General features: G+C 66.0%; 22 protein-coding genes. 8 read left to right on the forward strand and 14 right to left on the reverse strand.

The features are described from left to right. Positions 1–44: 44 nt before the first annotated feature. Entirely contained in the window at positions 45–1,211 is a 1,167-nt protein-coding gene (locus ACODSM_RS07990; protein WP_488804890.1) for an ABC transporter substrate-binding protein, read from the forward strand. Between the two features lie 96 nt (positions 1,212–1,307). Here ACODSM_RS07990 and ACODSM_RS07995 read toward each other — a convergent pair whose 3' ends face one another. The 3 genes from ACODSM_RS07995 to ACODSM_RS08005 form a co-directional block, all read right to left on the reverse strand. Beyond that, entirely contained in the window at positions 1,308–2,264 is a 957-nt protein-coding gene (locus tag ACODSM_RS07995) for an aldo/keto reductase (protein ID WP_488804891.1), read from the reverse strand. Between the two features lie 78 nt (positions 2,265–2,342). Then, positions 2,343–2,957, reverse strand: a complete 615-nt coding sequence (locus ACODSM_RS08000; RefSeq protein ID WP_116749964.1) for a chromate transporter — start codon at positions 2,955–2,957, stop codon at positions 2,343–2,345. Next, positions 2,954–3,550 carry a chromate transporter gene (locus ACODSM_RS08005; protein ID WP_488804892.1) on the reverse strand — a complete coding sequence of 199 codons (597 nt, stop codon included), beginning with the start codon at positions 3,548–3,550 and terminating at the stop codon, positions 2,954–2,956. Before ACODSM_RS08005 ends, ACODSM_RS08000 begins: the two co-directional genes overlap by 4 nt. A gap of 249 nt (positions 3,551–3,799) precedes the next feature. Between ACODSM_RS08005 and ACODSM_RS08010 the strand changes: the two genes are divergently transcribed. Further along, positions 3,800–4,645 (forward strand): fumarylacetoacetate hydrolase family protein, encoded by an 846-nt coding sequence (locus ACODSM_RS08010; RefSeq protein WP_488804893.1) that lies wholly within the window; start codon positions 3,800–3,802, stop codon positions 4,643–4,645. A 118-nt stretch (positions 4,646–4,763) separates the two neighbouring features. On the opposite strand, the gene ACODSM_RS08015 is transcribed toward ACODSM_RS08010, so the two are convergent. Then, positions 4,764–5,048 carry a 7(1) septoil knot domain-containing protein gene (locus tag ACODSM_RS08015; protein WP_060987522.1) on the reverse strand — a complete coding sequence of 95 codons (285 nt, stop codon included), beginning with the start codon at positions 5,046–5,048 and terminating at the stop codon, positions 4,764–4,766. Between the two features lie 241 nt (positions 5,049–5,289). On the opposite strand from ACODSM_RS08015, the gene ACODSM_RS08020 reads away from it, so the two are divergent. Continuing rightward, a complete protein-coding gene (locus ACODSM_RS08020; protein ID WP_488804894.1) occupies positions 5,290–5,997 on the forward strand; it encodes a VIT1/CCC1 transporter family protein in 708 nt (235 codons plus the stop codon). A gap of 144 nt (positions 5,998–6,141) precedes the next feature. Here the strand turns inward: ACODSM_RS08020 and ACODSM_RS08025 are convergent, their stop codons facing one another. The 5 genes from ACODSM_RS08025 to ACODSM_RS08045 form a co-directional block, all read right to left on the reverse strand. Beyond that, positions 6,142–7,524, reverse strand: a complete 1,383-nt coding sequence (locus tag ACODSM_RS08025) for a type II toxin-antitoxin system HipA family toxin (RefSeq protein ID WP_488804895.1) — start codon at positions 7,522–7,524, stop codon at positions 6,142–6,144. A 39-nt stretch (positions 7,525–7,563) separates the two neighbouring features. Next, the gene (locus ACODSM_RS08030; protein ID WP_488804896.1) at positions 7,564–7,866 is read right to left on the reverse strand and encodes a helix-turn-helix transcriptional regulator; all 303 of its coding nucleotides are present in this window, start codon (positions 7,864–7,866) and stop codon (positions 7,564–7,566) included. Between the two features lie 125 nt (positions 7,867–7,991). After that, positions 7,992–8,768, reverse strand: coding sequence for a nuclease-related domain-containing protein (locus ACODSM_RS08035; protein ID WP_488804897.1), 777 nt, complete (start codon positions 8,766–8,768; stop codon positions 7,992–7,994). Positions 8,769–8,826: 58 nt separating this feature from the next. Beyond that, a complete protein-coding gene (locus ACODSM_RS08040) occupies positions 8,827–12,360 on the reverse strand; it encodes a class I SAM-dependent DNA methyltransferase (protein ID WP_488804898.1) in 3,534 nt (1,177 codons plus the stop codon). 235 nt (positions 12,361–12,595) lie between these two features. Then, positions 12,596–13,552 (reverse strand): LysR substrate-binding domain-containing protein, encoded by a 957-nt coding sequence (locus ACODSM_RS08045; RefSeq protein ID WP_488804899.1) that lies wholly within the window; start codon positions 13,550–13,552, stop codon positions 12,596–12,598. Positions 13,553–13,645: 93 nt separating this feature from the next. Between ACODSM_RS08045 and dsdA the strand changes: the two genes are divergently transcribed. Genes dsdA through ACODSM_RS08065 form a run of 4 tightly spaced genes read left to right on the forward strand, consistent with a single transcriptional unit; the run spans position 13,646 to position 18,808 of the window. Further along, positions 13,646–15,010 (forward strand): D-serine ammonia-lyase, encoded by a 1,365-nt coding sequence (gene dsdA / locus ACODSM_RS08050; protein ID WP_488804900.1) that lies wholly within the window; start codon positions 13,646–13,648, stop codon positions 15,008–15,010. Positions 15,011–15,065: 55 nt separating this feature from the next. Beyond that, positions 15,066–16,052 (forward strand): Bug family tripartite tricarboxylate transporter substrate binding protein, encoded by a 987-nt coding sequence (locus ACODSM_RS08055; protein ID WP_056644280.1) that lies wholly within the window; start codon positions 15,066–15,068, stop codon positions 16,050–16,052. A gap of 34 nt (positions 16,053–16,086) precedes the next feature. Next, entirely contained in the window at positions 16,087–17,649 is a 1,563-nt protein-coding gene (locus tag ACODSM_RS08060) for an amidase (protein WP_488804901.1), read from the forward strand. Between the two features lie 13 nt (positions 17,650–17,662). Continuing rightward, a complete protein-coding gene (locus tag ACODSM_RS08065; RefSeq protein ID WP_488804902.1) occupies positions 17,663–18,808 on the forward strand; it encodes an NAD(P)/FAD-dependent oxidoreductase in 1,146 nt (381 codons plus the stop codon). 37 nt (positions 18,809–18,845) lie between these two features. On the opposite strand, the gene ACODSM_RS08070 is transcribed toward ACODSM_RS08065, so the two are convergent. The 3 genes from ACODSM_RS08070 to ACODSM_RS08080 form a co-directional block, all read right to left on the reverse strand. After that, on the reverse strand, positions 18,846–19,061 hold the full coding sequence (locus tag ACODSM_RS08070) for a putative motility protein (protein ID WP_488804903.1): 216 nt from the start codon (positions 19,059–19,061) through the stop codon (positions 18,846–18,848). A 102-nt stretch (positions 19,062–19,163) separates the two neighbouring features. After that, positions 19,164–20,579, reverse strand: coding sequence for a dihydrolipoyl dehydrogenase (locus tag ACODSM_RS08075; protein WP_488804904.1), 1,416 nt, complete (start codon positions 20,577–20,579; stop codon positions 19,164–19,166). Between the two features lie 132 nt (positions 20,580–20,711). After that, complete coding sequence (locus ACODSM_RS08080; RefSeq protein ID WP_476016778.1) at positions 20,712–21,305, reverse strand: IMPACT family protein; 594 nt, start codon at positions 21,303–21,305, stop codon at positions 20,712–20,714. Positions 21,306–21,531: 226 nt separating this feature from the next. Between ACODSM_RS08080 and ACODSM_RS08085 the strand changes: the two genes are divergently transcribed. Further along, positions 21,532–21,735 carry a hypothetical protein gene (locus ACODSM_RS08085; protein ID WP_488804905.1) on the forward strand — a complete coding sequence of 68 codons (204 nt, stop codon included), beginning with the start codon at positions 21,532–21,534 and terminating at the stop codon, positions 21,733–21,735. 45 nt (positions 21,736–21,780) lie between these two features. Here the strand turns inward: ACODSM_RS08085 and ACODSM_RS08090 are convergent, their stop codons facing one another. Further along, a complete protein-coding gene (locus tag ACODSM_RS08090; protein WP_488804906.1) occupies positions 21,781–22,323 on the reverse strand; it encodes a GNAT family N-acetyltransferase in 543 nt (180 codons plus the stop codon). A 62-nt stretch (positions 22,324–22,385) separates the two neighbouring features. Further along, positions 22,386–23,348: a bifunctional helix-turn-helix transcriptional regulator/GNAT family N-acetyltransferase gene (locus tag ACODSM_RS08095; RefSeq protein ID WP_488804907.1), complete on the reverse strand. Its 963-nt coding sequence runs from the start codon at positions 23,346–23,348 to the stop codon at positions 22,386–22,388. Positions 23,349–23,418 lie beyond the last annotated feature (70 nt).

Below are 23,418 nucleotides of genomic sequence, written 5' to 3' on the forward strand. Positions count from 1 at the left end.
AGCCCGGTAGCCTCCGCCCCTTTGTTTTACCCGCCTTGCACACCATGAGCCGTCGCCAATTTCTTTTGCGTGCCACCCAGGCCGTCGCCGCCACTGGCCTGCCCGCATGGGCCCACACCGCGATGGCGGCCGAAGAGGCCCTGACCGCGCGCTCCGTCACCCTGGGCTGCTCCATTGCGCTGACGGGTCCGCTGGGCCAGGCAGGTATCGAGCAGGTGGCGGGCATGAAGGCCGCGTTTGCCGAGGTGAATGCCGCCGGTGGCGTGTTGGGCCGCGAGATCCGCATGGAGGTCAAGGACGACGGCTACGTGGCTGCACGCACCCTGAAGAACGTGACCGAGATGGTGGAGGCGCAGTCGGTGTTCGCACTGATCTCGCCCCTGGGCACGGCCAACACCGCGTCCATCCTGCCGCTCATCGAGTCCAAGGGCATCCCCACCGTGGGTCCGGTGACCGGCGCCACATCGCTGCGTGCAGCGGCCAACAAGCACGTGTTCTTCCTGCGCCCCAGCTACCGCGAAGAAACCCAGCGCCTGGTCAAGCAGATCGTGGAGATGGGCCTCAAGCGCATTGCGGTGGTGTACCTGGACAACCCGTTTGGCAAAGAGGTGCTCAAGGACATGTCAACTGCGCTGGACGAGATCAAGGTCGAGCGCGGCGGCGAGTTTGCACTGGCCGTGGACGGCAAGAACGGCACCGAGCTGGCCGACAAGGTGGCGGCCGAGCGCCCCGGCGCCGTGCTGCTGGCCACCACGGGCACGGCCAACACCGCGTTTGTGCAGGCCTTCCGTGCCAAGGCGCAAGGCGTGCCGCTGGCTGGCCTGTCCGTCACCGTGATCTCGTCGGAGCTGCCCAAGCTGGCGGCCTCCACGCGCGGCCTGGCGCTGGTGCAAGTGTTCCCTGATGCCAATTCGCAAAAGTCGGTGGCGGTGCGCAAGTTCCAGGCCACGATGAAGGCCACGGGCGGTGACCCGGCATTCTTGAACAGCAACAGCGCGCTGGAAGGCTGGCTCAACGCGCAGATCATGATTGAAGGCCTGAAGAACGCGGGCAAGGAGCCCACACGCGAGCGCCTGCGCGCCGGGCTGACCGCCATCCGCTCGCTGTCGTTTGGCGACTTCAACGTGGGCTTTGGCAACAAGGCGCCGTACATCGGCTCGGACGCCATCTACCTGGCGATCTACGCGGAGAACGGTCGCCGGATCAGCTGATGGGCTTATGGGCTGAGGGGCGTCATTCCGTTCACCCCGCAACCCGTCAAGCCATACGCCAAGGGCCCGCGCACGCGCGGGCCCTTTTGTTTGGATTCAGCCTTGGGCACTGGCGGCGTCCAGCTGGGCCAGCGCATCACTGTCCAGTTGCAGCTGGGTGGCCTTGACCAGCTCGTGCAGCTGGGCCACTGACGTGGCGCTGGCAATGGGCGCGGTGATGCCCGGTTGCACCATCTGCCAGGCCACGGCCACCTGGCCGGGCGTGGCGTTGTAGCGTTGTGCCACGGCGTCCAGCGCCGCCAGAATGCGCAGCCCCCGGTCGTTGAGGTACTTGGCCGTGGTGTTGGCACCGCGTGCGCTCTTGGCGGCGTCGGCCACCGTGCGGTACTTGCCCGTGAGGAACCCGGCGGCCAGCGCATAAAAGTTGATCACGCCGACCTGCTGCTGCACGCACAGCGGCTGCAGCGCGTCTTCAAACACGGCGCGGTCGTACAGGTTGAACAGCGGCTGCAGGCTTTCGTAGCGCGGCAAGCCCAGGCGTTCGCTGGTCTGCAGGGCCTCCTGCAAGCGCGCGGCGCTGTAGTTGGAGGCGCCAATGGCACGCACCTTGCCGGCCCGGATCAGGTCGGCATACGCGCCCAGCGTGTCGGCCAGCGGCACGGTGGTGTCGTCGTCGTGTGACTGGTACAGGTCGATGTGGTCGGTTTGCAGGCGCTGTAGCGATGCCTCCACCGCCTGGCGGATGTAGGCGGGGCGCAGGCCCACCTTGCCATCCCCCATGTCCTTGCCCACCTTGGTGGCCAGCACGATGTGGTGGCGCTTTCCGCTGCGCTTGAGCCAGCGGCCGATCACCGATTCGGATTCGCCCCCGGTGTGCCCCGGTGCCCAGCGCGAGTACACATCGGCGGTGTCGATGAAGTTGAAGCCTGCGTCCACCCACGCGTCGAGCAGTGCGAACGAGGTGGCTTCATCGGCCGTCCAGCCAAACACATTGCCGCCAAAACACAGGGGCGAGACCTGCAGGCCCGAGCGGCCCAGGGAGCGGAGTTGCATGGATGCGCCTTTCAAAAAAAGAGAAAGAAATCGTGCCCGTTGCCGGGGTTGCGCAGCACACCCCGGCCTCTCAAACCCTCAGACCAGCCCCAGCGCACCCAGCAGTGCACCGGCGCCCAGCATCCACAGCAGGTGCAGCTTGGTGCGCCACACCAGCACCGTGGCCGTGGCGGTCAGCAGCCACAGGGGCCAGTCGGTGGTCCATTCGCCATGGGCGCGGGCCAGCACCCAGGACGTAGCGACCAGCAGGCCGATCACGACCGGGGCCATGCCCTGCTTGAAGGCGCGCACGCCGCGTCGCTCGCGGTTGCGGTGGCCCCAGCGTGTGGCCGTCCAGGTCAGCAGACTGCTGGGCAGCATCACGCCCAGCATGCACACCGCCATGCCCAGGGCGCCCAGTAGCCAGCCGGCCACGCCAGGGCCGCCGGCGTTGATGCCCACGTTCCAGCCCAGCAGGGCAATGAACAACACGTTTGGGCCCGGGGCCGCCTGGGCGATGGCGATGGAGGCGTTGAACTGCGGGTCGGTCAGCCACGCCTGGCGTTCGACCAGGAACCGGTGCATGTCGGGCGCGGTGGCAATGGCGCCGCCCACGGCCAGCAGCGACAGCGACAGGTAGTACAGGAACAGGTTGAACCAGTCGCCGATGCTCAGGGCCATCAGCGGTGCGGTGAGGGGGGCGGCGGTGCTCATGGCGCGAGCTTTCTCCAGGTCAGCAGGCAGGCGGCCCCGCCGATCACCGGCAGCATCCAGAACAGCGGCCAGCGCAGCCAAGCCATGGCGATGATGGTCAGCGCCGTGATTGCCAGGCACAGGGGGCGACCCAGTGGGTGGTTGCGGATGGAGACAAACAGCTTGATGCCCACCCCGGCAATCAGGCCCGCCGCCACAGCTCCCATGCCACGCAACGCGCCGGCCACGGCTGGTTGGGCCGAGAACTGCGCGTACACCACCGCCAGTGCCAGCACCAGCATGAGCGGAAAGGTCAGCATGCCCGCCAGCGCCGCAAAAGCGCCCCGCAGGCCAAAGTAGCGGTCACCGATCATGATGCTGAGGTTGACCACATTGGGCCCCGGCATGATCTGCGCCACGGCCCAGTCTTCGACGAACTCCTCGTTCGTCATCCAGCGCTTTTTCTCCACCAACTCGCGCTGCACCACCGCCAGCACCCCCCCAAAGCCCTGCAGGGCCAGCCAGGTGAAGGACCAGAACAGGTCGGTCGGGTTGCGGGGCTGCGGGCGCGCGGGCGTTTCGGGGGAAGGAGGCGAGGCGGTGGCGGGTGCCATGGGTGCAAGATGGAGTGAAAGGTGGCTGATGCGCCGGTGATTCGTGCCTCGATAGCTATCATTGTGATAGCTGCTGGGTGAAGCGGCGGCCCCCGTGATGTTACGCGCGCGCCGGGCTGTGTGCTGGCAGCGGGGCGTCGCCATCGGGCAAGTCTGGGGCGGCCAATGGTGCACACGCGCAAGGCGGCGTGCCGCTATGCTGGTGGGTGGTCTAAGAGACACATTCATCCCAAGAGACAAGGACACCCCATGAAACTCATCCGCTACGGCCAGCCTGGTGCAGAACGCCCCGGCCTGGTAGACGCCCAGGGCACGCTGCGTGACCTGTCCATGCTGTTGCCCGATATCGGCCCCGCACAGCTCAACCCCCGCACCTTGTCCGCGCTGGCCGCCATCGACGCCAGCCGCCTGCCTGCGGTGTATGGCTCGCCCCGTCTGGGCAGCCCGGTAGGCAGTGTGGGCAAGATCGTGTGTGTGGGCCTCAACTATGCCGACCACGCCAAAGAGGCGGGCATGCAGCCGCCCGCCGAGCCGGTGCTGTTCATGAAAGCCGTGACCGCGCTGAGCGGCCCCAACGACGATGTGCGCATTCCCCCCGGCGCGACCAAGACCGACTGGGAGGTGGAACTGGGCATCGTCATCGGCACCCGCGCCCGCCATGTGGCCGAGGCCGATGCATTGAGCCATGTTGCCGGCTATGTGCTGGCCAACGATGTGTCCGAGCGCGCCTGGCAGATCGAGCGCGGCGGCCAGTGGGACAAAGGCAAGAGCTATGACACCTTTGCGCCCATCGGCCCCTGGCTGGTCACGGCCGACGAGGTGGCCGACCCCCACGCCATCGACCTGTGGCTGGAGGTGAACGGCCAGCGCGTGCAAAACGGCAGCACACGCAATTTCATTTTTGGTGTGCCCACCGTGGTGTCGTACATCAGCCAGTTCCTGACCCTGGAGCCGGGCGACCTTATCCTGACTGGCACCCCTGCTGGCGTGGGCCTGGGGCAAAAGCCCGCACCGTGGTTCCTCAAGCCCGGCGATGTGGTGCGCTTGGGCGCCACGGGGCTGGGCGAGCAACTGCAAAAGTACGTCGGTGGTTGAGGTCGCCTACAGCGGCTCCTGACTTGGCGGTGGAGGTTGGCGGGGGGCTGTGCACTCTTCCAACCTGCATCCGCATGGCCGGAGGGCTTGGTGGGCGCTTCAGGCGTGTTCGGCTTTGTCAGGCCAGCTTGCCCTTGAGCGCATGCCCCAGGGTGCGCCAGCCGGCTTGCTCTGCATGCGCCACCTTGAAGATCCTGAGATCCGCCTGGCTCTCGCGTTTGACCTTGAAAATCTTGAAGCTGGCCTGGTTCTCGTAGTTCACAAAGAACCACAGCGCATCGCCCGTGGCCTGCGTGGCGTAGCCCACCTCGTGCCAGCACAGGTCGGCCTGGCTCTCATAGGCCACTTCGCACACGCGTGCATCGGCCTGGTTCTCGTACTTCACTTCCAGAATCTTGGCCATGGGCGTCCTTTTCGGGGTGTGGGCGGATGATCTTGAAACTGACGGTGTCTCAACACGGAGCTTTCAACGCCAAGAACCTGCGTGGCGCTGCCTTGCGAGGTTATCCAAAACTGTGGATATCGGACAGCGTGCGGTGCAAGAGGATGTAAACAAACTTCAACCCGCAGTGGCGCCCTGGGTGGCTTGGCGTGCCGGGCAGCGGTAAGGTAGGGGCCTGTACACCTCCACCGCGAAAGCCGCTATGCCCCATACCCCGCGCCGTTCCCACACCGAAGGCCATCGTTCTGACCGCATTGGCTGGCTCCGCGCGGCCGTGCTGGGGGCCAACGACGGCATCGTCTCCACCGCCAGCCTGGTGGTGGGTGTGGCGGCCGCGCAGTCCAGCCAGTCCACCATCGTGATGACGGCAGTGGCCGGGCTGGTGGCGGGTGCCATGTCGATGGCAGCGGGTGAATATGTGTCGGTGCATTCGCAGGCCGATACCGAAAAGGCGGACCTGGACCGAGAGCGGGCCGAACTGGCCGCTGACCCGGCGGCCGAGGCGCGCGAACTGACCGCCATCTACGTCGCCCGAGGTCTGACCCCTGAGCTGGCTCAGCAGGTGTCGGCGCAACTCATGGCGCACGATGCGCTGGGCGCCCATGTGCGGGACGAGCTGCAGGTGTCCACGGCACTCGCTGCCCGTCCGGTGCAGGCGGCCCTGACTTCGGCGGCCAGCTTTGCGGTGGGGGCCGCACTGCCGCTGGCTGTTGCCGTGGTGTCGCCTGCCAGCAGCCTGCTGTATGCGGTGGCAGGTTCTGCACTGGTGTTTTTGGCATTGCTCGGGGCCTTGGCTGCACACACAGGCGGCGCGGGGATGACTGTGGGTGCCTGGCGTGTGACCTTTTGGGGGGCACTGGCCATGGCGATCACGGCGGGGGTAGGCGCTTGGTTTGGGGCGCCGGTGTGAGGAGCAGGAAGAGACCGCCAACGAACCAAAGCCTCAGCGCAAGCACCTTCCGCACTGGGCACGAGTATTTGAACTGAATAGTTGAGCCAAATCGGTCTGCAGCGCTAGTGAAATATGCGCTGACAGCTATTAAATCGTGAGCAGTCAGCCTTCGCCTGCCGCGCCCGTACGGGTACCCTGGCTGATGCGGACGGCACCGGCCAGCCGCTGTTGCACGGTGGTGCGCACTGCGGGTGGTGCGTCACGTAGTAGCGCCGGCCAGTCCGCCTGGGCCTGTTTGACCACATCGCGCAGCAGCGCCAGGTGCCGGGGCACCCGCAGCAGCCCGGCCGATTTCATCAGGCCTTCCATGTCGTCCCAGGTCAGTGCCCGCAGGGTTTTGTCGATGGCGCGGTTCACCGCGTATTGCTGGTCGGGCACGCCTTCAAAAAACGCGGCCACGCACACGGGGTCGTACACCGGAGCCAGTTGGGGCACGCGGCCGTCGGGGTAGACCAGGGCCCAGTTCTTCAGGTGCGCGTCGGTGTTGCCCATCAGGATGAAGGCCACCATGCGCGCCAGAAACTCGCGCGTGTCCTGCACGGGTTGGCGGCTCAGGCGGTTGAGCACGCGCAGCATGGTGGCCCAGTCCTGCAGCACGCCCTTGCCGTGCGACTTGCCGTATTTCTGGCGCGGCGTGTAGCCCAGCACCTGGTTGAACTCCTCCATGTGCACCCGGGCGCCGCCGCGCAGGTGGTCAAACCGCTGTACGGCCAATATTTCGTTGAAGAGCACGGCGTCGGGCAGGTCGGCCTCGGCGCGGGTGATGACTTGCACATCGGCGCAATGCAGGCCCAGCGCCTTGCACAGCTGGTAGCCCGTGTACTCGTTGGCCACCAAGTCGGGGTGGGCAGTGGTGGGCAGCTTCAGAATCACGCTGCCCGCCGCGCCCCGGCGGTGCACGGTGTAGCGGCGGCCGTCCTGCACTGCGCTGAACTTGGTCACCACGCCGGGCAGCGAGGCGGCGTCTTCCACCGGGAACTCCACAAACCCAGGCTCCAGCACATCCAGGCCCTGGGTGGTGTGCCAGTAGCGCACCACGTCCGGGATGCCGTCTTGCGCGGGCACGGGCTCCACCTCCAGCGCGCCCATCAGGTCGTGGCCTGCAGCGGCCAGCAGCTCGAACTCGTCATCGGGGCTGCAGCCACGCTCGCGCGCCAGCCGCTCGCGGTTGTGCCCTTCGGGCAGCAGGTTCTGGAAGTACACCGGCCAGCGCCCATCGGTGCGCACCAGCCGCGCATCGCGTGCTGATGCCAGGATCTGCTGCGTGGCCGCCTCGTCGGCACCCTGAAAGCTCAGCGACAGGGTGGGGCGCTGCGGGTTGCGGATGTAGCTCTCGTCAAACGACACCCGCAGGATGTCGCCGTATTGCGAGAGATAGCCAATGGCCTCACGACGGTTGGCTGTCGTACCTGACTCGCCCGCACTGCCGTCCGCCTGCGGAGGGCGATGCAGGTACAGGCGCAGGTAGCGGATGGAGGTGCTCATGGGGCTTGGGCCGGGCAGTGCGGTCGGGTGTCGCCAGGGTCAGCGGCGCAGGCTGTCCACGACCGAAGGGGGGGCATCCACCCCTTCGGGCTGGCCCAGAAACTTGCCGCCGGACTGAATGAACGCTTCCAGGCTGGGCCGCAGGCTGCTGGGTACGGCAATGATGTCCATGCCCAGCACCCGCGCCATTTCGGCCAGGGTGGAATAGCGGGGGTCCAGGTCGCCGCCTTCGGTGCGCTGCACCGTCATGCGGGAGAGGCCTGCGCGCTCGGCCAACTGGGCCTGGGTCATCTGGTGGGCTTTCCGGGCGGCGGCGAGAGCGGGGATGAGATCGTTTGGCATGATGCTATTTATACTCTTTTATGAATTAAAGAGTATTTATTTAATCATTATTTTAGGCCAGTCATTGTGCTGCCCGCGCTGACCGACCCGGCGCGCCGCCCCCTTCCGCTAGGGTGGTTTGCCATTCACATCTTTTGCATCACCCGGCATTTGGGGAACGTTGAACATCCCCAAAACTGTTTGCCCGCATGGGCGCCTGACTTGGCAGTGCGCAGAGCCATTGCGCTGCCGCACTGGGGGCACTTGCGCTCGGCGTTGGGGGCGTGGCGTTCTTTGAGCTGTTGCACATGCGCACTGTGCGTCGCCCGGGTCGGTGCCATGCGACCGGAGCGCAGTGCCAAAAGCAGGTCTTGCACCTGCTGGTCATCAAACACCGGTTGCGTGAACGACAAGATGAACCGTGCGCATCCGCCGCCGTAGGTCACGCTGGCAGGCATTTCGGTTTTGAAGGTGCTACCACCCACAAACACAATGACGGAATGCACCGTATCAGGCGGCACCTGCAGCATGGCCTCCAGCGCCTTGGTGTGCTTGTAGTTCTGGCGCAGCGGGTTCTGAAACTTGAAGGTGCGCTTGTAGATCTTCTGCGTCCACTCGGCCTGCCGCTCACTGCCAAAAATCCAGCCCTGCATGTTCTTGGTTTCTATGGCAAAGATGCCAAAGCGCGACACGATCACATGGTCGATTTGTGTGCTGCCGTCGGGCGTGGCCAAAGTGACGTTGTGCAGCGGGAAGTACACAGCTTTGTCCAGACGCAGCCAGAGCATGAAGCGAACGAACCACTCCCCAACGTGCCCCTTGGCCCACGGCGTGCGCAAGATCGACACCACCAGCATCAGCGGGACGAGCCACGACAGGGTGGACAACAGCATGTGGAAAACAGGTTGAAATGCGTTGCTCATGGTTCCTCTGGTGATGTGCGTTGTTGTAGGGGGGCGCTTAGGCTGGGCGCTGGGCGGGTTAGCCGCGCCAGGCTGCGCCACCCTCGGTAGCCACGGCCTGCGCCCGGCCCAGGGCCTCCAGCGTTTGTAGCAGCGTGGGCAGGCCCTTCTTCCACGGGCCACGGCCTTTGAAGCGGGCCTCGATGGCACTCAATGTGAGCGGTACGGGGCTGGCGACTAACGCATCGGCCACGGCGCGCACCTGTTCTGGCAGGGTGGCGGGCCAGGGGTGCTGGGTGGGCTTGGTTTGCTCTGGTTTTGATAGTGGTTTTTCACCATCGAGATCAGCCTCTGGTGCTTGCTCATCCTGCGGTAGCAGCTCTTGTTTTTGTAGTGAATTTTGCGGATTCTGAAAGTCGGGCCGCAGCCAGCGCACCCGGCCCTGGGCTTCTTCGGCCGCGCGCTGGGTGTTGAGCTGCACCAGGTGGGCCAGGATGTCGTCGGTGGTGGCGTTGGCGGGCAAGCCATAGGCGGCCAGCACGGCCGCGTCCAGCTCGTCGTGCAGCTCGCGCAGCACGCCCACCAGGCCCTGGGCGTGCTGGGTTTTCTCTTTGGCGGTGAGCGCGCGGCCTTCGCGCAGGGCGGCCAGCACGTTGTAGAGGCCGGTGAGGGTGAGGCCGGTGTTGCCGGATTCGGGCGTCAGCACGCGCTTACGGTGGGCGTCGATCTGCTCGGCGAGGTGGGCGATGTGGTCTCGGAGCTGCGGGGTCAGGCCGGTGTCTTCGTCGGGGAAGGGGAAGGTTTCGAAGCAGCGGGTTTTGTTGTAGCGCGGGTCGTTGCCGACGCCCAGCCGCGAACCTGTGGCCAGCGCCCATACGTTATGCAACCGGCTGGACAAGATACCGAGGGCTGCAGCGTCATTCATCGCGATGGCGATCAACATGTGGTCGGGAAGGATGCTGGCGTCCAGAAACTGGAAGGTGCGGTGTTTGGCGGTTTCGACGGTGGCGATATATCGAGGCAATCCTGCAAGAGCGCGGCGGATTTCTCCACGCGATCTGCCGTGAAGCCACCACTTCTCACGGAACTGCTGATCGCGATTTGCGTCACGCTCAGGCTTGACGCGCTCCAGCAGCCATTGGTAGACGCTGGGGTGGTGGGTGCGCAGTTGCTCTGCATTGAGACCAAAAGCATCGATTACGAGCGCGCCGCGTGGCTCGCCGGTGAGGTCGCGACCATTGCGATAAGGGCGAACTAAAGGTGAAGGGCCAAGCGCTTGCGCTTGCTCAGGTGTCACGATAAAACCGCTCCCAGCCAACATGACGCCGTTGCTAGACAGGCCTTCCAAAGCCCGCAGCGTTTGTGCCGCCGCCACGTTGGCGCCCACGCTCAAATCTGCGTAGATCAATCCACTGCGTTCGTGTAGTACCACTGCCATCTCACCGTGTTCCCCCGCTTGCTCGCTGGTCACGGTCATCAAGCGGCCTTCGCCAACGCTTGGGGCCAGCACCGTCATGGCAATGCGTACGGCTGCGCCATTGGCACCATCCACCCAGGGGTGGTCGGGAATTGCCATTTCCAGATGGGTGCCTTGTTCTAACGCGGCCTGTACCACGCGGCGGTTGAAAGTCTGGCGCAGGCTGTTGGTGGTAATCAAGCCCATGCGCCGCGTGTGGCCCGCAGCCACCTGGGCGGCGGCGTGGTGCCACCAGAACATCACAAAGTCGGCACTGTCTGGCACGTCGGCCCATGCGTTGCGCAGGGCTTGAACGTAGCCGTCGCCCAAGGCATCGCGCATGGCAGACTTACCAATAAACGGCGGGTTCCCCACAATGAAATCCGCCTGCGGCCACTGCGCCTGCCGGGCGCCCACGTAGCGCCATTGGGGCACCTGGGCGGCTTCGTCGGGCACTTGTTCGCCCGTCACAGGGTGGGTTTTGAACGTGCGGCCGTCCCAGCGGCTGAGCAACTGGCCGGCGTCGTCGTAGGCGAGTTCTTGCGCGTCCCAGGCCAGCACGGCGTCGCGGCATTCGATGTTGCCGTAGTTGTGCACCACGGGCTCGGCCACGGCGGCGTTGCCACGGGTGCGGATGTGCCACTGCAAATAACCAATCCACAGCACCAGTTCGGCCAGGGCGGCGGCGCGTTCGTTCAGCTCGATGCCGCGCAGTTGCTGCAGGGTGACGGTTTCGCCTTCAAAGCCGAGCTGGTCTTGCGTGTGGCCAAGGGCTTCAAGCTGGTTGACGACTTCGCCCTCCAGGCGCTTCAAGTGCTCCAGCGTCACGTACAAAAAGTTGGCGCTGCCACAGGCGGGGTCGAGCACGCGGGTGGTGCACAGCTGGTGGTGGAATTTTTTTACCTCGGCGCGGGCCTCGGCCAGCTTGGCTTCTGCCGCCTTGCCTTGCAGCGCGGCGGCTTCGTGCGCCAGCACCAGGGCGGCGGCCTGTGCGTTGGCCCAGTCGGCGCGCAGGGGCTCGATGACGGTGGGCAGCACCAGGCGCTCGACATAGGCGCGGGGTGTGTAGTGGGCGCCCAGGGCGTGGCGCTCGGTGGGGTCAAGGGCGCGCTCCAGCAGGGTGCCGAAGATGGCGGGCTCCACCTCGCGCCAGTTGCACTTTGCGGCGGCAATCAGCAAATCGACCTGCTCGGGCGTGAGCAGCAGGCTGTAGCCGTCTTCGCCTGCGCCTTTGAAGAGCTTGCCATTGAAGTGCAGCACGGGCTTGGCCAGCGCGGCGCTGAATCCGCCCCGATCCATGTCGGCCCACAGAATGCGCAGCATTTGCTGCAGCGTAGCGGGGTCGTTGCGGTGGGTTTGCAGCAGGCCCAGAAAGGCGCCTTTGGGCAGCAGTTCGACGTCTTCTGCAAACATGCTGAACAGGCAGCGGGTGAGGTAGGCTGCTACTGTTTCAGGAGCTGCTAGGGCATTATTGACTAGCGCATCCGGCTGATTTGGATTGAAATTTTTGGTAATGCCGTTGTGGGAGCCTTCCAGCGACTTGGCCAGCTGGGCTAGCAGCGCGGCCACGTCGCGGGTGACCTGGGCGCTGATGCGTGCGGGGTTGAGGCTGTCGGGGTCGGTCCAGATGCGGCGCAGGCGGTCTTGCACCTCGGGCTGGGCCAAGTCGGCCAGCTGCAGGCGGTGGCTGCGCGGGTCGGGGTAGGGGGTGTAGGTGCCGCCGGTTTTGCTGAATTCGGCATACACCTCGATCACGGTGCCCACATCCACCACCAGCACAAAGGGCGGGCGGCCCTCGGCGCCTGGCAGGGCGCGGGCATAGGCCTCGCCCTGGCTGCGGGCGCGCAGCAGGCCATCGTCAAAACCCTTGGTGTGGCTGCCGGCCTTGAGCTTTTTGGCTTCCAGCACAAAGTGGCCGCGCCGGTAGCAGTCAATGCGCCCGGCGCTGGTGCTGCCGTCGCCATGGGCAAACGTCACGGGCCGCTCGAACATGTAGTCCTGCTCGGGCGTGGGGTGGGGCTTGGTCACGCCCAGCAGCTCGCACAGGTCCATCACAAAGCTTTGCGCGGTGGCCAGCTCGCTGGCGGTGTTGTGTTGCCAGCGCTGGATGAATGCGTTTGCGGCGGCTGTGGTGGTGTCGGGGCTGGCAGAGGTCATGCGTAAAGGTGTGAGTGCCGTGACGGGATGCGCTGGGGAGTCTAACGAGGCGATGCGTGTTGTAACGCAGAGGTATGGGCACCTTGCAGCTGGGGTGAGGTAGCGGGGTTGAGCCCGGCAGCCCCGGTCTGTTGGGGCACATCAAAAACAATAGCTGGTAGCGCTTGTTTATCAAGCGCTAAGGGCCAAAACCACTGAAATTCCGCAGACCGGGACCTTCTGCTCCCAACGCATTTCATACCGATGGCGTTGGCAGCACCTGCGCCCTTTCTGCGCAAAACCGCAGCGCTTCCTGCACCAGCCACTCCCTCACCAGCTCCATCGCCGGGCTCGGGTGGGTGGTGGTCACAAACGAATAGGCCGCGCGCGATGGCACGCTGCGCCCCAGCAGCGGCACCAGGCGCCCGGCCTTCACGTCCTGCAGCACCAGCGCGGCGCGTCCCATGGCAATACCCTGGCCTGCGAGCGCGGCGCCCAGAGCGAGCTGCGACAGGTTGAACTGCTGGCCGCCCGCCCAGGGTGGGGGCGTGGCGCCCCTTTGCGCAAACCAGTGCTGCCATTCCTCATAGGTGTCTGCGCCGTCCCAGGCGCTGCCGTCGTGTAGCAGCCAGTCGCCGTGCAGATCCTCGGGCGTGGTGATGGGCGGGTAGCGGGCCAGGAATTCGGGGCTGGCCACGGGGATGAGCCATTCGTCGAGGAACACGGTGGCGTTCAGGTCGCGGTAGCCGCCCAGGTCAAAGCGCACGGCGGCCTCCACGCCGTCGCGCACCATGCGGGTGCGGTCCAGCGTGTGGAACTCGCCAAACACGCGCAGCCCGGTGTGCGGGTGTTGGCGAAAGAAGTCGCCCAGCCGGGGGGTGAGCCAGCTCATGGCAAACGAGGGGGAGCAGCTCAACGTGGCGGTGGCGGCCTCGGCCGGTTGGCGCATCTGGGCCAGGGTGCTTTCGATGGCGTCAAAACTCTCGCGCAGCACCACGGCCAGCCATTTGCCCTCGGGCGTAGGCACCAGCGCGCGCGGGGTGCGCAAGAAGAGGGGGCGGCGCAGCCAGTCTTCGAGCTGCTTGACCTGCTGGCTCACCGCCCCCTGGGTGATACACAGCTCGGCCGCCGCCTTGGTGAAGCTGCCGTGGCGGGCGGCTGCGTCAAAACTGCGCAGCCAGGCGAGCAGGGAGGGGGAGAGGCGAATATCCATTATTAATACTAATGTTTCGCTCAATATAAATGGTTTGTGATGGTGGCGTGACAGGCGAAGAATGAGGGCAACACTTTTCGAGACATAGCTGCCATGACGACTGCCGAGACCCAACCTGCCGTGGATGCCTTGCTGGCCGCCCGTTTGCGCAATGCCCAGCCTGCTTTGTGGACCAACGCAGCCCGGGAGGCGCAGCCTGCCGCAGCGATGTCCGCATTGGGCAGGACTATTAGTCTGGATGATACGAAAGCAGCGGCGGCGCGTTTGGCGCGTTTTGCCGGGCTGCTGGCCCAGGTGTTCCCCGAGCTGGCCGCAACAGGTGGCGTGGTGGAGTCGCCCCTGCTGCCCGCAGCCGCGCTGCAGCCCGCATTGGGCATGGCCGAGGGGCAAGGCCGACTGTTCATCAAGGCCGATCACAGCCTGCCCGTCGCCGGCTCCATCAAGGCCCGGGGTGGCATGCACGAGGTGCTGGAGTTCGCCGAGGAGCTGGCGTTGCAGCATGGGCTGGTGCAGCCCGGCGGTGACTACCGCGCGCTGGCGACGCCGCAGGCGCGCGAGGTGCTGGGCCGCTACCAGGTGGCGGTGGGCTCCACGGGCAACCTGGGCATGAGCATTGGCGTGGTGGCGTCGGCCCTGGGCTTTCAGGCCACGGTGCACATGTCGGCCGATGCCAAGGAATGGAAGAAAGAGCGTCTGCGAACGCGTGGTGTGTTGGTGGTGGAGCACGCGGGCGACTACGAGCGTGCCGTGGCCGCAGGCCGTGCCGAGGCGGCCAGCAACCCGTTGTGCCACTTTGTGGACGATGAGCAATCGTTTTCGCTGCTGCTGGGCTACAGCGCAGCGGCGCTGCACCTGCAAAAGCAACTGACCGAGCACGGCGTGCTGGTGGATGCCGAGCACCCGCTCATCGTCTACCTGCCGTGTGGTGTGGGCGGCGCGCCTGCGGGCATCACCTTTGGCCTGCGGCAAGTGCTGGGGCCGCATGTGCACTGTTTTTTTGCGGAGCCGGTGCAGTCGCCGTGCTTCATGGTGCAGATGATGGCCGATGCCACGCAAGGTGTGGGGCAGCACCCCTCGGTCTACGACTGGGGCCTGACCAACCGCACCGAGGCCGACGGCCTGGCCGTGCCGCGCGCCTCGCTGCTGGCGGCCGAGCTGATGCGGCCACTGCTGTCGGGCGTGTTCACTGTGGCTGACGACACCCTGTTTGCGCACCTGGTGCGGGTGCTGGACGCCTTGGGCGAGCGCATCGAGCCCTCGGCCGCCGCAGGCTTTAGCGGCCCGGCCATATTGACGGGCACCACCGCCGGGCAGGCCTGGCTGCGCAGCACGGGCATCGACGGGGTGTTGCATCAGGCCACCCACCTGGTGTGGACCACGGGCGGCCTGCTGGTACCCGATGCGCAGTACCAGGGCTTTGTGCAGCGCGCGCGGGCCGTGCTGGCTGCGCAGGCCTGATAGCTGAGCACCTTCATTTCTCTTTTTTCTTTTCACTTTTGTCTGGAGCCACGCCATGAACCGCAAGCAACTGCTTTTGTCTGTCGCCGTCTGTGCTGCCTTGGGGGCCGCTGCGTGGGCCCCGGCCATGGCGCAGGAGGCCGCCTTCCCCACCAAGCCGATCACGCTGGTGATTCCGTTCCCGCCCGGTGGTGCCACCGATGTGCTGGGGCGGTTGATCGGCAAAAAGCTGGGCGACAAGCTGGGCCAGAGCGTGGTGATTGACAACCGTGCGGGGGCAGGCACGGTGATTGGTGCGACGTCGGTGGCGCGGGCGGCGCCCGATGGCTACACGCTGCTCATGAGCTCGGGCACCACCTTCACCGTCAACCCCGCCGTGCGCGCCAAGCTGCCGTACGACCCGGTCAAAAGCTTTGAGCCCATCGGCATCACGGGCCGCACGGGGTTGATCTTGCTCGCCAACAAGGATGTGCCTGCCAACGACCTGAAGCAGTTTGTGGCCCTGGTGAAGGCGGCTCCCGACAAGTATTCGTATGGCTCGTTCGGCACGGGCACCACGTCGCAGTTTGCGGGCGAGATGTTCTTCCACGCAGCGGGCCTGAAGATCCAGCATGTGCCGTACAAAGGCAGTGCGCCCGCCATGACCGACCTGCTCGGCGGGCAGATCCCGTTCACCGTCGATACCGTGTCGGCCGCGCTGCCGCAGCTCAAGGACGGCAAGATCAAGGCCATTGCGGTGACCTCGGGCAAACGCTCGGCCCTGCTGCCCAAGGTGCCCACGCTGGCCGAGAGCGGTTACCCCGGCCTGGAGATGGACACCTGGCTGGCCATGGTGGCGCCGCGTGGGCTGCCACCGGCGGTGAAGTCGCGGCTTGAGCTGGCGCTGGCCCAGGTGGTGTCAGACCCCGAAACGCGTGACAAGATGATCGCTGTAGGGTTCGAGCCGTCCTATGCTTCGTCCAAGGTGTTGGCCGAGCTAATCGACAAGGAGCTGCCGCTGATGCGCGCCATTGCACAGCGTGCCGCCATCACCGCAGACTGAACCCGTGTGACCAGAACAAGGAGACAAGCCCGAGATGACCACAACAAGCCCTCAAGCCCTGGTTGAGCTGACCGCCAACGAACTGCGCCATCGCATCGGCACGCGCGAGATTTCGCCGGTGGAGTTGCTCGACGCCTGCATCGCCCGCATCGAGGCGGTGAACCCGCATGTAAATGCCGTCACCGCCACCTGCTACGACCGCGCCCGCACCGAGGCCAAGGCGGCCGAGCAGGCGGTGCTGCGCGGCGAACCGTTGGGCCTGCTGCATGGCCTGCCCATGGGCGTGAAGGACCTGGAGGCCACGGCGGGCCTGCTGACCACCTACGGATCGCAGATCTACCGCGAGCACATTCCGGCCGAGGACAACGTGCTGGTGGCACGCCTGCGCGCTGCTGGCGCCATCGTCACCGGCAAGACCAACATCCCCGAAATGGGTGCGGGCGCCAATTCGCGCAACACCGTGTGGGGTGCCACGGGCAACCCGTTCAACCCCAACCTGAACGCCGGGGGCTCGTCGGGCGGCTCGGCCGCTGCGCTGGCGTGCGACATGCTGCCGGTGTGCACGGGCTCGGACACGGGCGGGTCGCTGCGCATTCCGGCGTCCATTTGTGGTGTGGTGGGTTTCAGGCCCTCGCCCGGTGTGGTGCCCAGCTCGCGCAAGCTGCTGGGCTGGACGCCGATTTCGGTGGTTGGCCCCATGGGCCGCACGGTGGAAGAGGCCTGCCTGCAACTGGCCGCATCGGCGGGCATGTCGCCCGGCGACCCGCTGAGCTATCCGCTGGACCCGATGAGTTTCCTTCTGCCCGAAGCCGTGGACCTGAGCCGCCTGCGCGTGGCCACCACCGAGGACTTCGGCGCCTGCGCTGTGGACAACGGCATCCGCGCCGTGTTCCGCAACAAGGTGCAGGCCATGAAGCACCTGTTTGCGCGTTGCGACGCCATCGACATCGACCTTGGCGATGTGCACCGCTGCTTTGACGTGCTGCGCGCTGAGGCCTTTGTGGCGAGCACGCGCGAGGCCTACGAGCGCGACCCCGCCAGCCTGGGCCCCAACACCCGCGCCAACTACGAAATGGGCGCCGCCATGACGCTGCTGGACAGCGCCTGGGCGCAGGCAGAGCAGACACGCATCCTGGCGCGGTTCCAGAAGCTGTACGAGGATTACGACATCATCCTCGCGCCCACCACACCCGTGTCGCCGTTCGCCTGGACCGAGCTGTTCGCCAGCCACATCAACGGCGAGCCGCAGGCCAACTACTACCGCTGGCTGGCGCTGACCTACGTGACCACGCTGACCACCCACCCAGCGCTGAGCCTGCCGTGCGGGCTGGACGACGCTGGCATGCCGTTTGGCCTGCAGATCGTGGGCCGGTTCCGTGCTGACCGGCATACGCTGGGCGTGGGACATGCGCTGGAGCAGGCGTTCAAGGGAATCACCGGGCTGGCGCGGCCCCGGCCCGACATCGCCAAGCTGATGCAGACGCGTGCCGAACCTGCGCTGACCTCCATCGTGACCCTGGCACCCGACCCCCGTGACGCCCGCACCTTGCCGCGCGACGACCGTGCGGCATCGGCTGCGCAGGTATCCGCTGTTTGAGCAGGAGGCACAGATGCAAACCGTAGACACCATCGTGATCGGCGCAGGCATTGCCGGGGCCTCCGTGGCCTGGCAACTGGTACAGCCCGGCGCCGGAGGGCAGGGCGCCAGCGTGCTGCTGCTGGAGCGGGAATCGCAGCCCGGCTACCACACCACCGGCCGCTCGGCCGCGCTCTACATGGCGACCTATGGCACGCCCAACATCCAGGCGCTGACCCGGGCCAGCCGCGCGTTTTACGATGCGCCGCCGCCTGAGTTTGGCGCCGACCCCATCCTCTCGCCCCGGGGCGTGGTCTATGTGGCCGGGCCCGACCAGCTGGACTTGCTGAAACAAACCTACGAGGAAGCGCACGCCACCTCGCCCAATGTGCAGTGGGTGGGGCATGCCGAGCTGCTGGCGATGCTGCCTTGCATGAAGCCCGAGGCTGTGGCCGCAGGCATGAGCGAGCCCGAGGCGGCGGACATCGACGTGAACGCCCTGCACCAGGGCTACCTGCGCGGCCTGCGCCAGCGTGGCGGCCAGGTGCTGACCCACGCCGAGGTCACGGCCGTGCGTCGCGAAGGCACTGTGTGGCAGGTGACGCTGGCCGATGGGCGGGTGTTTGCCGCCCCCACCCTCGTCAACGCTGCGGGCGCCTGGGCCGATGTGGTGGCGGGCCTGGCAGGCGTGCCGCCGATCGGGCTGGAGCCACGCCGCCGCACGGCGTTCACCTTCCCCGTGCCAGAGGGCATGGACGCCACCCACTGGCCGGCCGTGATCGGCATCGACGAAAGCTTTTACTTCAAGCCCGATGCGGGGCAACTGCTGGGCTCACCGGCCAATGCGGACCCCACGCACCCGCACGATGTGGTACCCGAAGAGCTGGACGTGGCCACCGGGATCTATCACATCGAGGAAATGACCCGCTTCCAGATCCGCCGCCCGTCACACACCTGGGCCGGGCTGCGCTCGTTTGTGCCGGATGGCGACATGGTGATTGGCTGGGACAACCATGTGCCCGGCTTCTTCTGGCTGGCCGGGCAGGGCGGGTACGGGATTCAGAGCGCGGCGGGCGCCTCGTTGCTGGCGCGGCAGCTGCTGCGGGGCGAGCCGCTGGCCGACGAGCTGGTGCGCGAGGGCGTGGGGGTGGAAGGGCTGTCGCCCGCGCGTTTGCGCTAAGCCGCCAGGGCCGAGAGAGAGGGGGGGGCTCAGCCCCTCAGGCGAAGGTGTTGACGTTGGTCCCCAGCGTACCGCTGGTGGCCAGCTGAGGCTGCGGCATGGACTGCTGCATGGCGTCGATCATGGTGGCGGCCGACACGGCCTGCATGTCCAGCGCCTTTTTCAGCACCACCATGTTCAGGGCGTCGGACGTCTTGGCGCTGGCCAGGCTGTTAGCGGTGTTGACGATGCTGTTGGTCAGGGCGACGTCCATGGTGACTCCTTGGGGCAATGGTGGTTTATCGGCACTACAAAAGCGAGCTTGAGGGTTGTTACATGTGCAGGGGGCGGTGAAGCTGCGCTGTTCTGCGTTGCCTTAGTCCAGCGCAGGCACCCCCAGGGCCGGGCAGGCGGCCAAGTCGGAAGTGCGGGCGTTCGGCAACTGTCGGGCTGCGTCGCGCAAGGCGGTGCGCAGGCCTTCTTCCAGCGTGGGGTGGTAGAACGGCATGCCCAAAAGATCATGCACGGTCAGCTGCTGCTGCACGGCCAGGGCCAGCAGGTGGGCGAGGTGCTCGCCATCGGGGGCGCACAACTCGGCACCCAGCAGGCGACCACTCGTATGGTCGGCATAAACGCACAGGCGTCCCTGGTTGCGCTGCGCGGTGCGGGCGCGGCCCTGGTTTGCGTAGCTGGCGGTGCCAGTGATGGTGCTGTGCGGGTTCATGTCGGCCACGCGCGGCCCCACCACCGCCACGTTGGGGTCGGCGAACACGATGGAGAGCAAGCTGCGGCGCCGAAATCGCGTGGGCCTTGGGGCCAGGGCGTTCAGGCCTGCAATGTGGCCTTCATCGGCCGACTCGTGCAGCAACGGGGTGTGGGTGTTGGCGTCGCCCGCCAAAAACACCGGCAGGTCGCCAATCTGTTGGGTTTGCGGGTCTACGGTGGGCAAGCCGCGCGCATCCAGCGGCACGCCCAGCGTCTCGAGGCCCAGGTGTTCGATGTTGGGCACCCGGCCCATCGCGGCGATGACCTGGTCCACCACCACGCGGTTGGCGCCACTTGCCACCTCGATGCCTCCGGGCACCTCGCGCAACTGCGCCTCGGCGCCCATGTGCAGGACCATTTCTTGTTTCAGCAGAGCGGCCAGCTCGGCATTGAGCGTGGGATCGCTCAGGCCGGCCAGCGTGTGACCGGTGGTGAACGCCGCCACCTGCAAGCCCAGCCGTGCAAGGGATTGCGACAGCTCCACCCCGATCGGTCCCATGCCAATCACTGCAACGCGGGGGCCGAGACTGGGTTGCTCGAACAAGGTGTCGGTGGTGAGCATGCGGTCGCCAAACGCCAGCCATTCATCGGGCACGCGGGGGCGTGACCCCGTGGCGATGATGATGCTGCGTGTGGCGTAAGCCGTGCCGTCGATGTCCACCGCACGTGGCCCCAGCAGCGTTGCACGCCCTGACCTCTGAGCGCTGCCCAGCCCGTTGGTGGCCTGGGTGGCTCCTGCCACGAAGTCATCTCGCAGTGCGCGCACGCGCTGCAGCACGGCAGGCAGGTCGGCGGTCAGACCACTCGCGCCGCGCAGACCGAATTCTTCAAAGGTGTGGCGGCGGTGGAAGGCGTTGGCTGCCTCGATCAGCGCTTTGGACGGCATGCAGCCCACGCGCGCGCAGGTGGTGCCCCAGGGGCCTTCGTTCACGATGAGGTAGCGGTCGGTGCGCTTGCGCACTTCGCGCAAGGCGGCCAGGCCCGCCGTGCCGGCGCCGATGATGATGGTGTCGAGCGGTTGGGGCATGGGGCTCTTTCGGAGTCGGAAAAGCCGGAGTGTGTAGCGTGAACGGCCCCACCGCTGTAGGCATGCACGCCGTTTTACGAGGGCGCTGTGGGGGGCGCTTCCCAACCCTTTGTATGAAGGCGTAGCCCGGGGTCAGGCCTCGACATCCGACCAGCCCACGCGGCCTTGCCCATGGTCGTTGATGCGTTGCACAAAGGGCGCCGCTTGCGTTTGGGGCAGGCGCAGTTGCAAGGTGACCAGGGTGCCATGCTGAACGTCCACCAGTTCGGCACCTGCCGCCTCGATTTCTCGGCGCAGCAAGCCCTCCAGGGCATAGGGCACCTGGCATTGCAAGGTGGTCATGCGCTGCAGCGTGACCTTGGGGGCGGTGAGCAGCGCCTGGGCAATGGTGTCGGTGTAGGCGCGCACTAGGCCGCCCGCGCCCAGCTTGACCCCGCCAAAATAGCGCACCACAGTGGCCAGCACGCCTTCCAGGTCCTGGTGGCGCAGCACGTCCAGCATGGGGCGGCCAGCGGTGCCTCCGGGCTCTCCATCGTCCACCGCGGCAGACTGGCCGCCCGCCAGCAGGGCCCAGCAGATGTGGGCGGCGCCGGGGTGCTGCTTCCACAAGGCATCGACGGCGGCCTGGGCACTGGTGCGGTCGGCCATGGGTTGCACGCAGCCGATGAAGCGGCTTTTCTTGATGATGAGTTCGCTGTGCGCGGGGGCGGCCAGAGTCTGGGGCATGGGGCAGCGAGTGTACGGCGAGCATTTGGGGTGCCAGCCTGGGGCGGTGTGTGACGGAAGTCACAGTCCAGACCCTGAAGGGTATGACTCGGCACCAATCGCGTCGCGAATGTGCGTTCTGTCACACACACCTTAGGCGTGCGTTCCTACACTGGGGACTTGTCGCTGTAGCCTACGCTGCTGCTACGCATTTGAAAGCACCCGGGCCACCAGAAAAGGAGCCGCCATGTTTGCCACTTCGCTCTCTGCACCTTTGCCTACCTCCCTCGCCAGCCATCTGTTTGGCCGTTTCATTGCTCCCCCCGGCTCCTCGGCAGCGAGCCCTGGTGCGGTGGCATCGGCCGGCGCAATGCCCAGCCCGATGGACGAGCAGGACGACGAAGCGATGCCGGATTTGGCTCAGCGCGTGCGGGAAATTGGCGAGTGGTGATACGGCGCGTGTGTGATGTGACGAACCACGCAATGCACTGAGTGTTCACTCGGCGTTGTCTGCGCCGCATTTATCCTCCAGGTCGCGTGCCATGAGCACGCTGGTGTAGTTGGTCAAAGGGCGCCAGTCGCACTCGCCCACCACCCGGTAACCCCAAGATTCATACATTGCTATCAAAGCGGTAGCGGGCTGTGCAGTGTCCAAAGCCATCACCCGGGCTCCTGCCTTGCGTGCATAGTCCAGTGCGTAGGCGTGCAGTCGTTTGCCGTAGCCCCGGCCTTTGGCGTCGGGGGTGATGCAGAACTGGCACAGCGACCACACCGCAGGCTCGCGGTACAGCGGTACGGTGGACTCGGGTTGCTGCGGGCGCAGCGTGGCGGTGCCCACATAGTCGTGTCCATCCAGCATCACCAGCCCCGTGCCAGAAGCAAATCGCTTGGCCGTGTCTTCCACGGACTGGTGGGTGCCCCAGTAGCGCAGGCCCCGCTGTGCGTGGGGTGCGTAGGCGGAGTGGATGAGGGCGGTCAGCCGTGCCAAGTCATCGGCGGCTGTGACAGGGCGAATCAAAAGCGATTTGGACAAAGTCATCGAGATGCTCCGTGGCCTGGCGTTGACCACTGCCCGTTCAGCAGCGGGATGCGGGCCTTATTTCAAAGCTTCAGCTCCCAGGTTTCTCCCACCAACTGCTGACCAAAGCCTTCATAGGGCTCGGTCTTGACCAACTGAAAACCCCTTTGCGCATAGATACCGCGCGCCGCCGTCAGGCAACTGTTGGTCCACAGCACCATCTTTTTGTAACCTTTTGCACGCGCAAAGGCAATGCACTCGTCCGTCAGGCGGGCGCCCAGGCCGAGGCCGCGCGCTTTGGGGCTGAGGATCAGCATGCGCAACTGTGCCGTGGTGACGGATTTGCGCACCACAAACACCGAGCCCACCCGCTCGCCGTCCAGCTCGGCGATCCAGGCCTTCTCCCACGCGGGCTGAAACTTGCGCAGAAACTGCGCCGCGATGTCTGCCACCAAGGCCTCAAACCGGTTGTCCCAGCCGTACTCGCGCCAATAGATCTCGCCATGCTGCTGCACCACCCAGCCCATGTCGCCGGGCAGAGGGTCGCGCAGAACGGCGATGCGCGTGCCGTCCGCGGCGTTGGAGGGGGCGGACAGCAGGGTTTCGATCCGCTCCATGGCCTCCACCACCTCTTGGCGCCGCGCCGGGTGTAGGGGCGCGAGCAGTGCGGCGGCCTCGTCGCGCGAGCGCTGCTGCAGCGGCTCGAACACCTCGCGCCCGGCAGTGGTGAGCGTGACCAGGCTTTGTCGCGCGTCCTTGGTGCTGGCGTGGCGTTCTATCCACCCTGACTGCTCAAAACGCCGCAGTATCCGGCTCATGTACCCACCGTCCAGGCCGAGCTCCCGTGCGAGTTCGCTGGCCACAGGTGCCTCGCGGTGGGCCAGTTCATACAGCACGCGCACGTCGGTCAATGACAGCTTGCTGCCCAGGTACGGGTCCAGCACGCCAATGCGGCGGGTGATGAAGCGGTTGAAGCTGCGCACGGCCTTCACCGCGCTCGGGGGAACGGGGAGGGGGCTGGGAGGGGTGAGGGCAACGTTGCTCATGAATGCCTTTGTCAGTTAATTAATTGACAAAGGCAAGTATATGCTTGATGGTCATCAAACCTGTATCAGT

The sequence above is a fragment of the Acidovorax sp. FG42 genome (assembly GCF_057809195.1).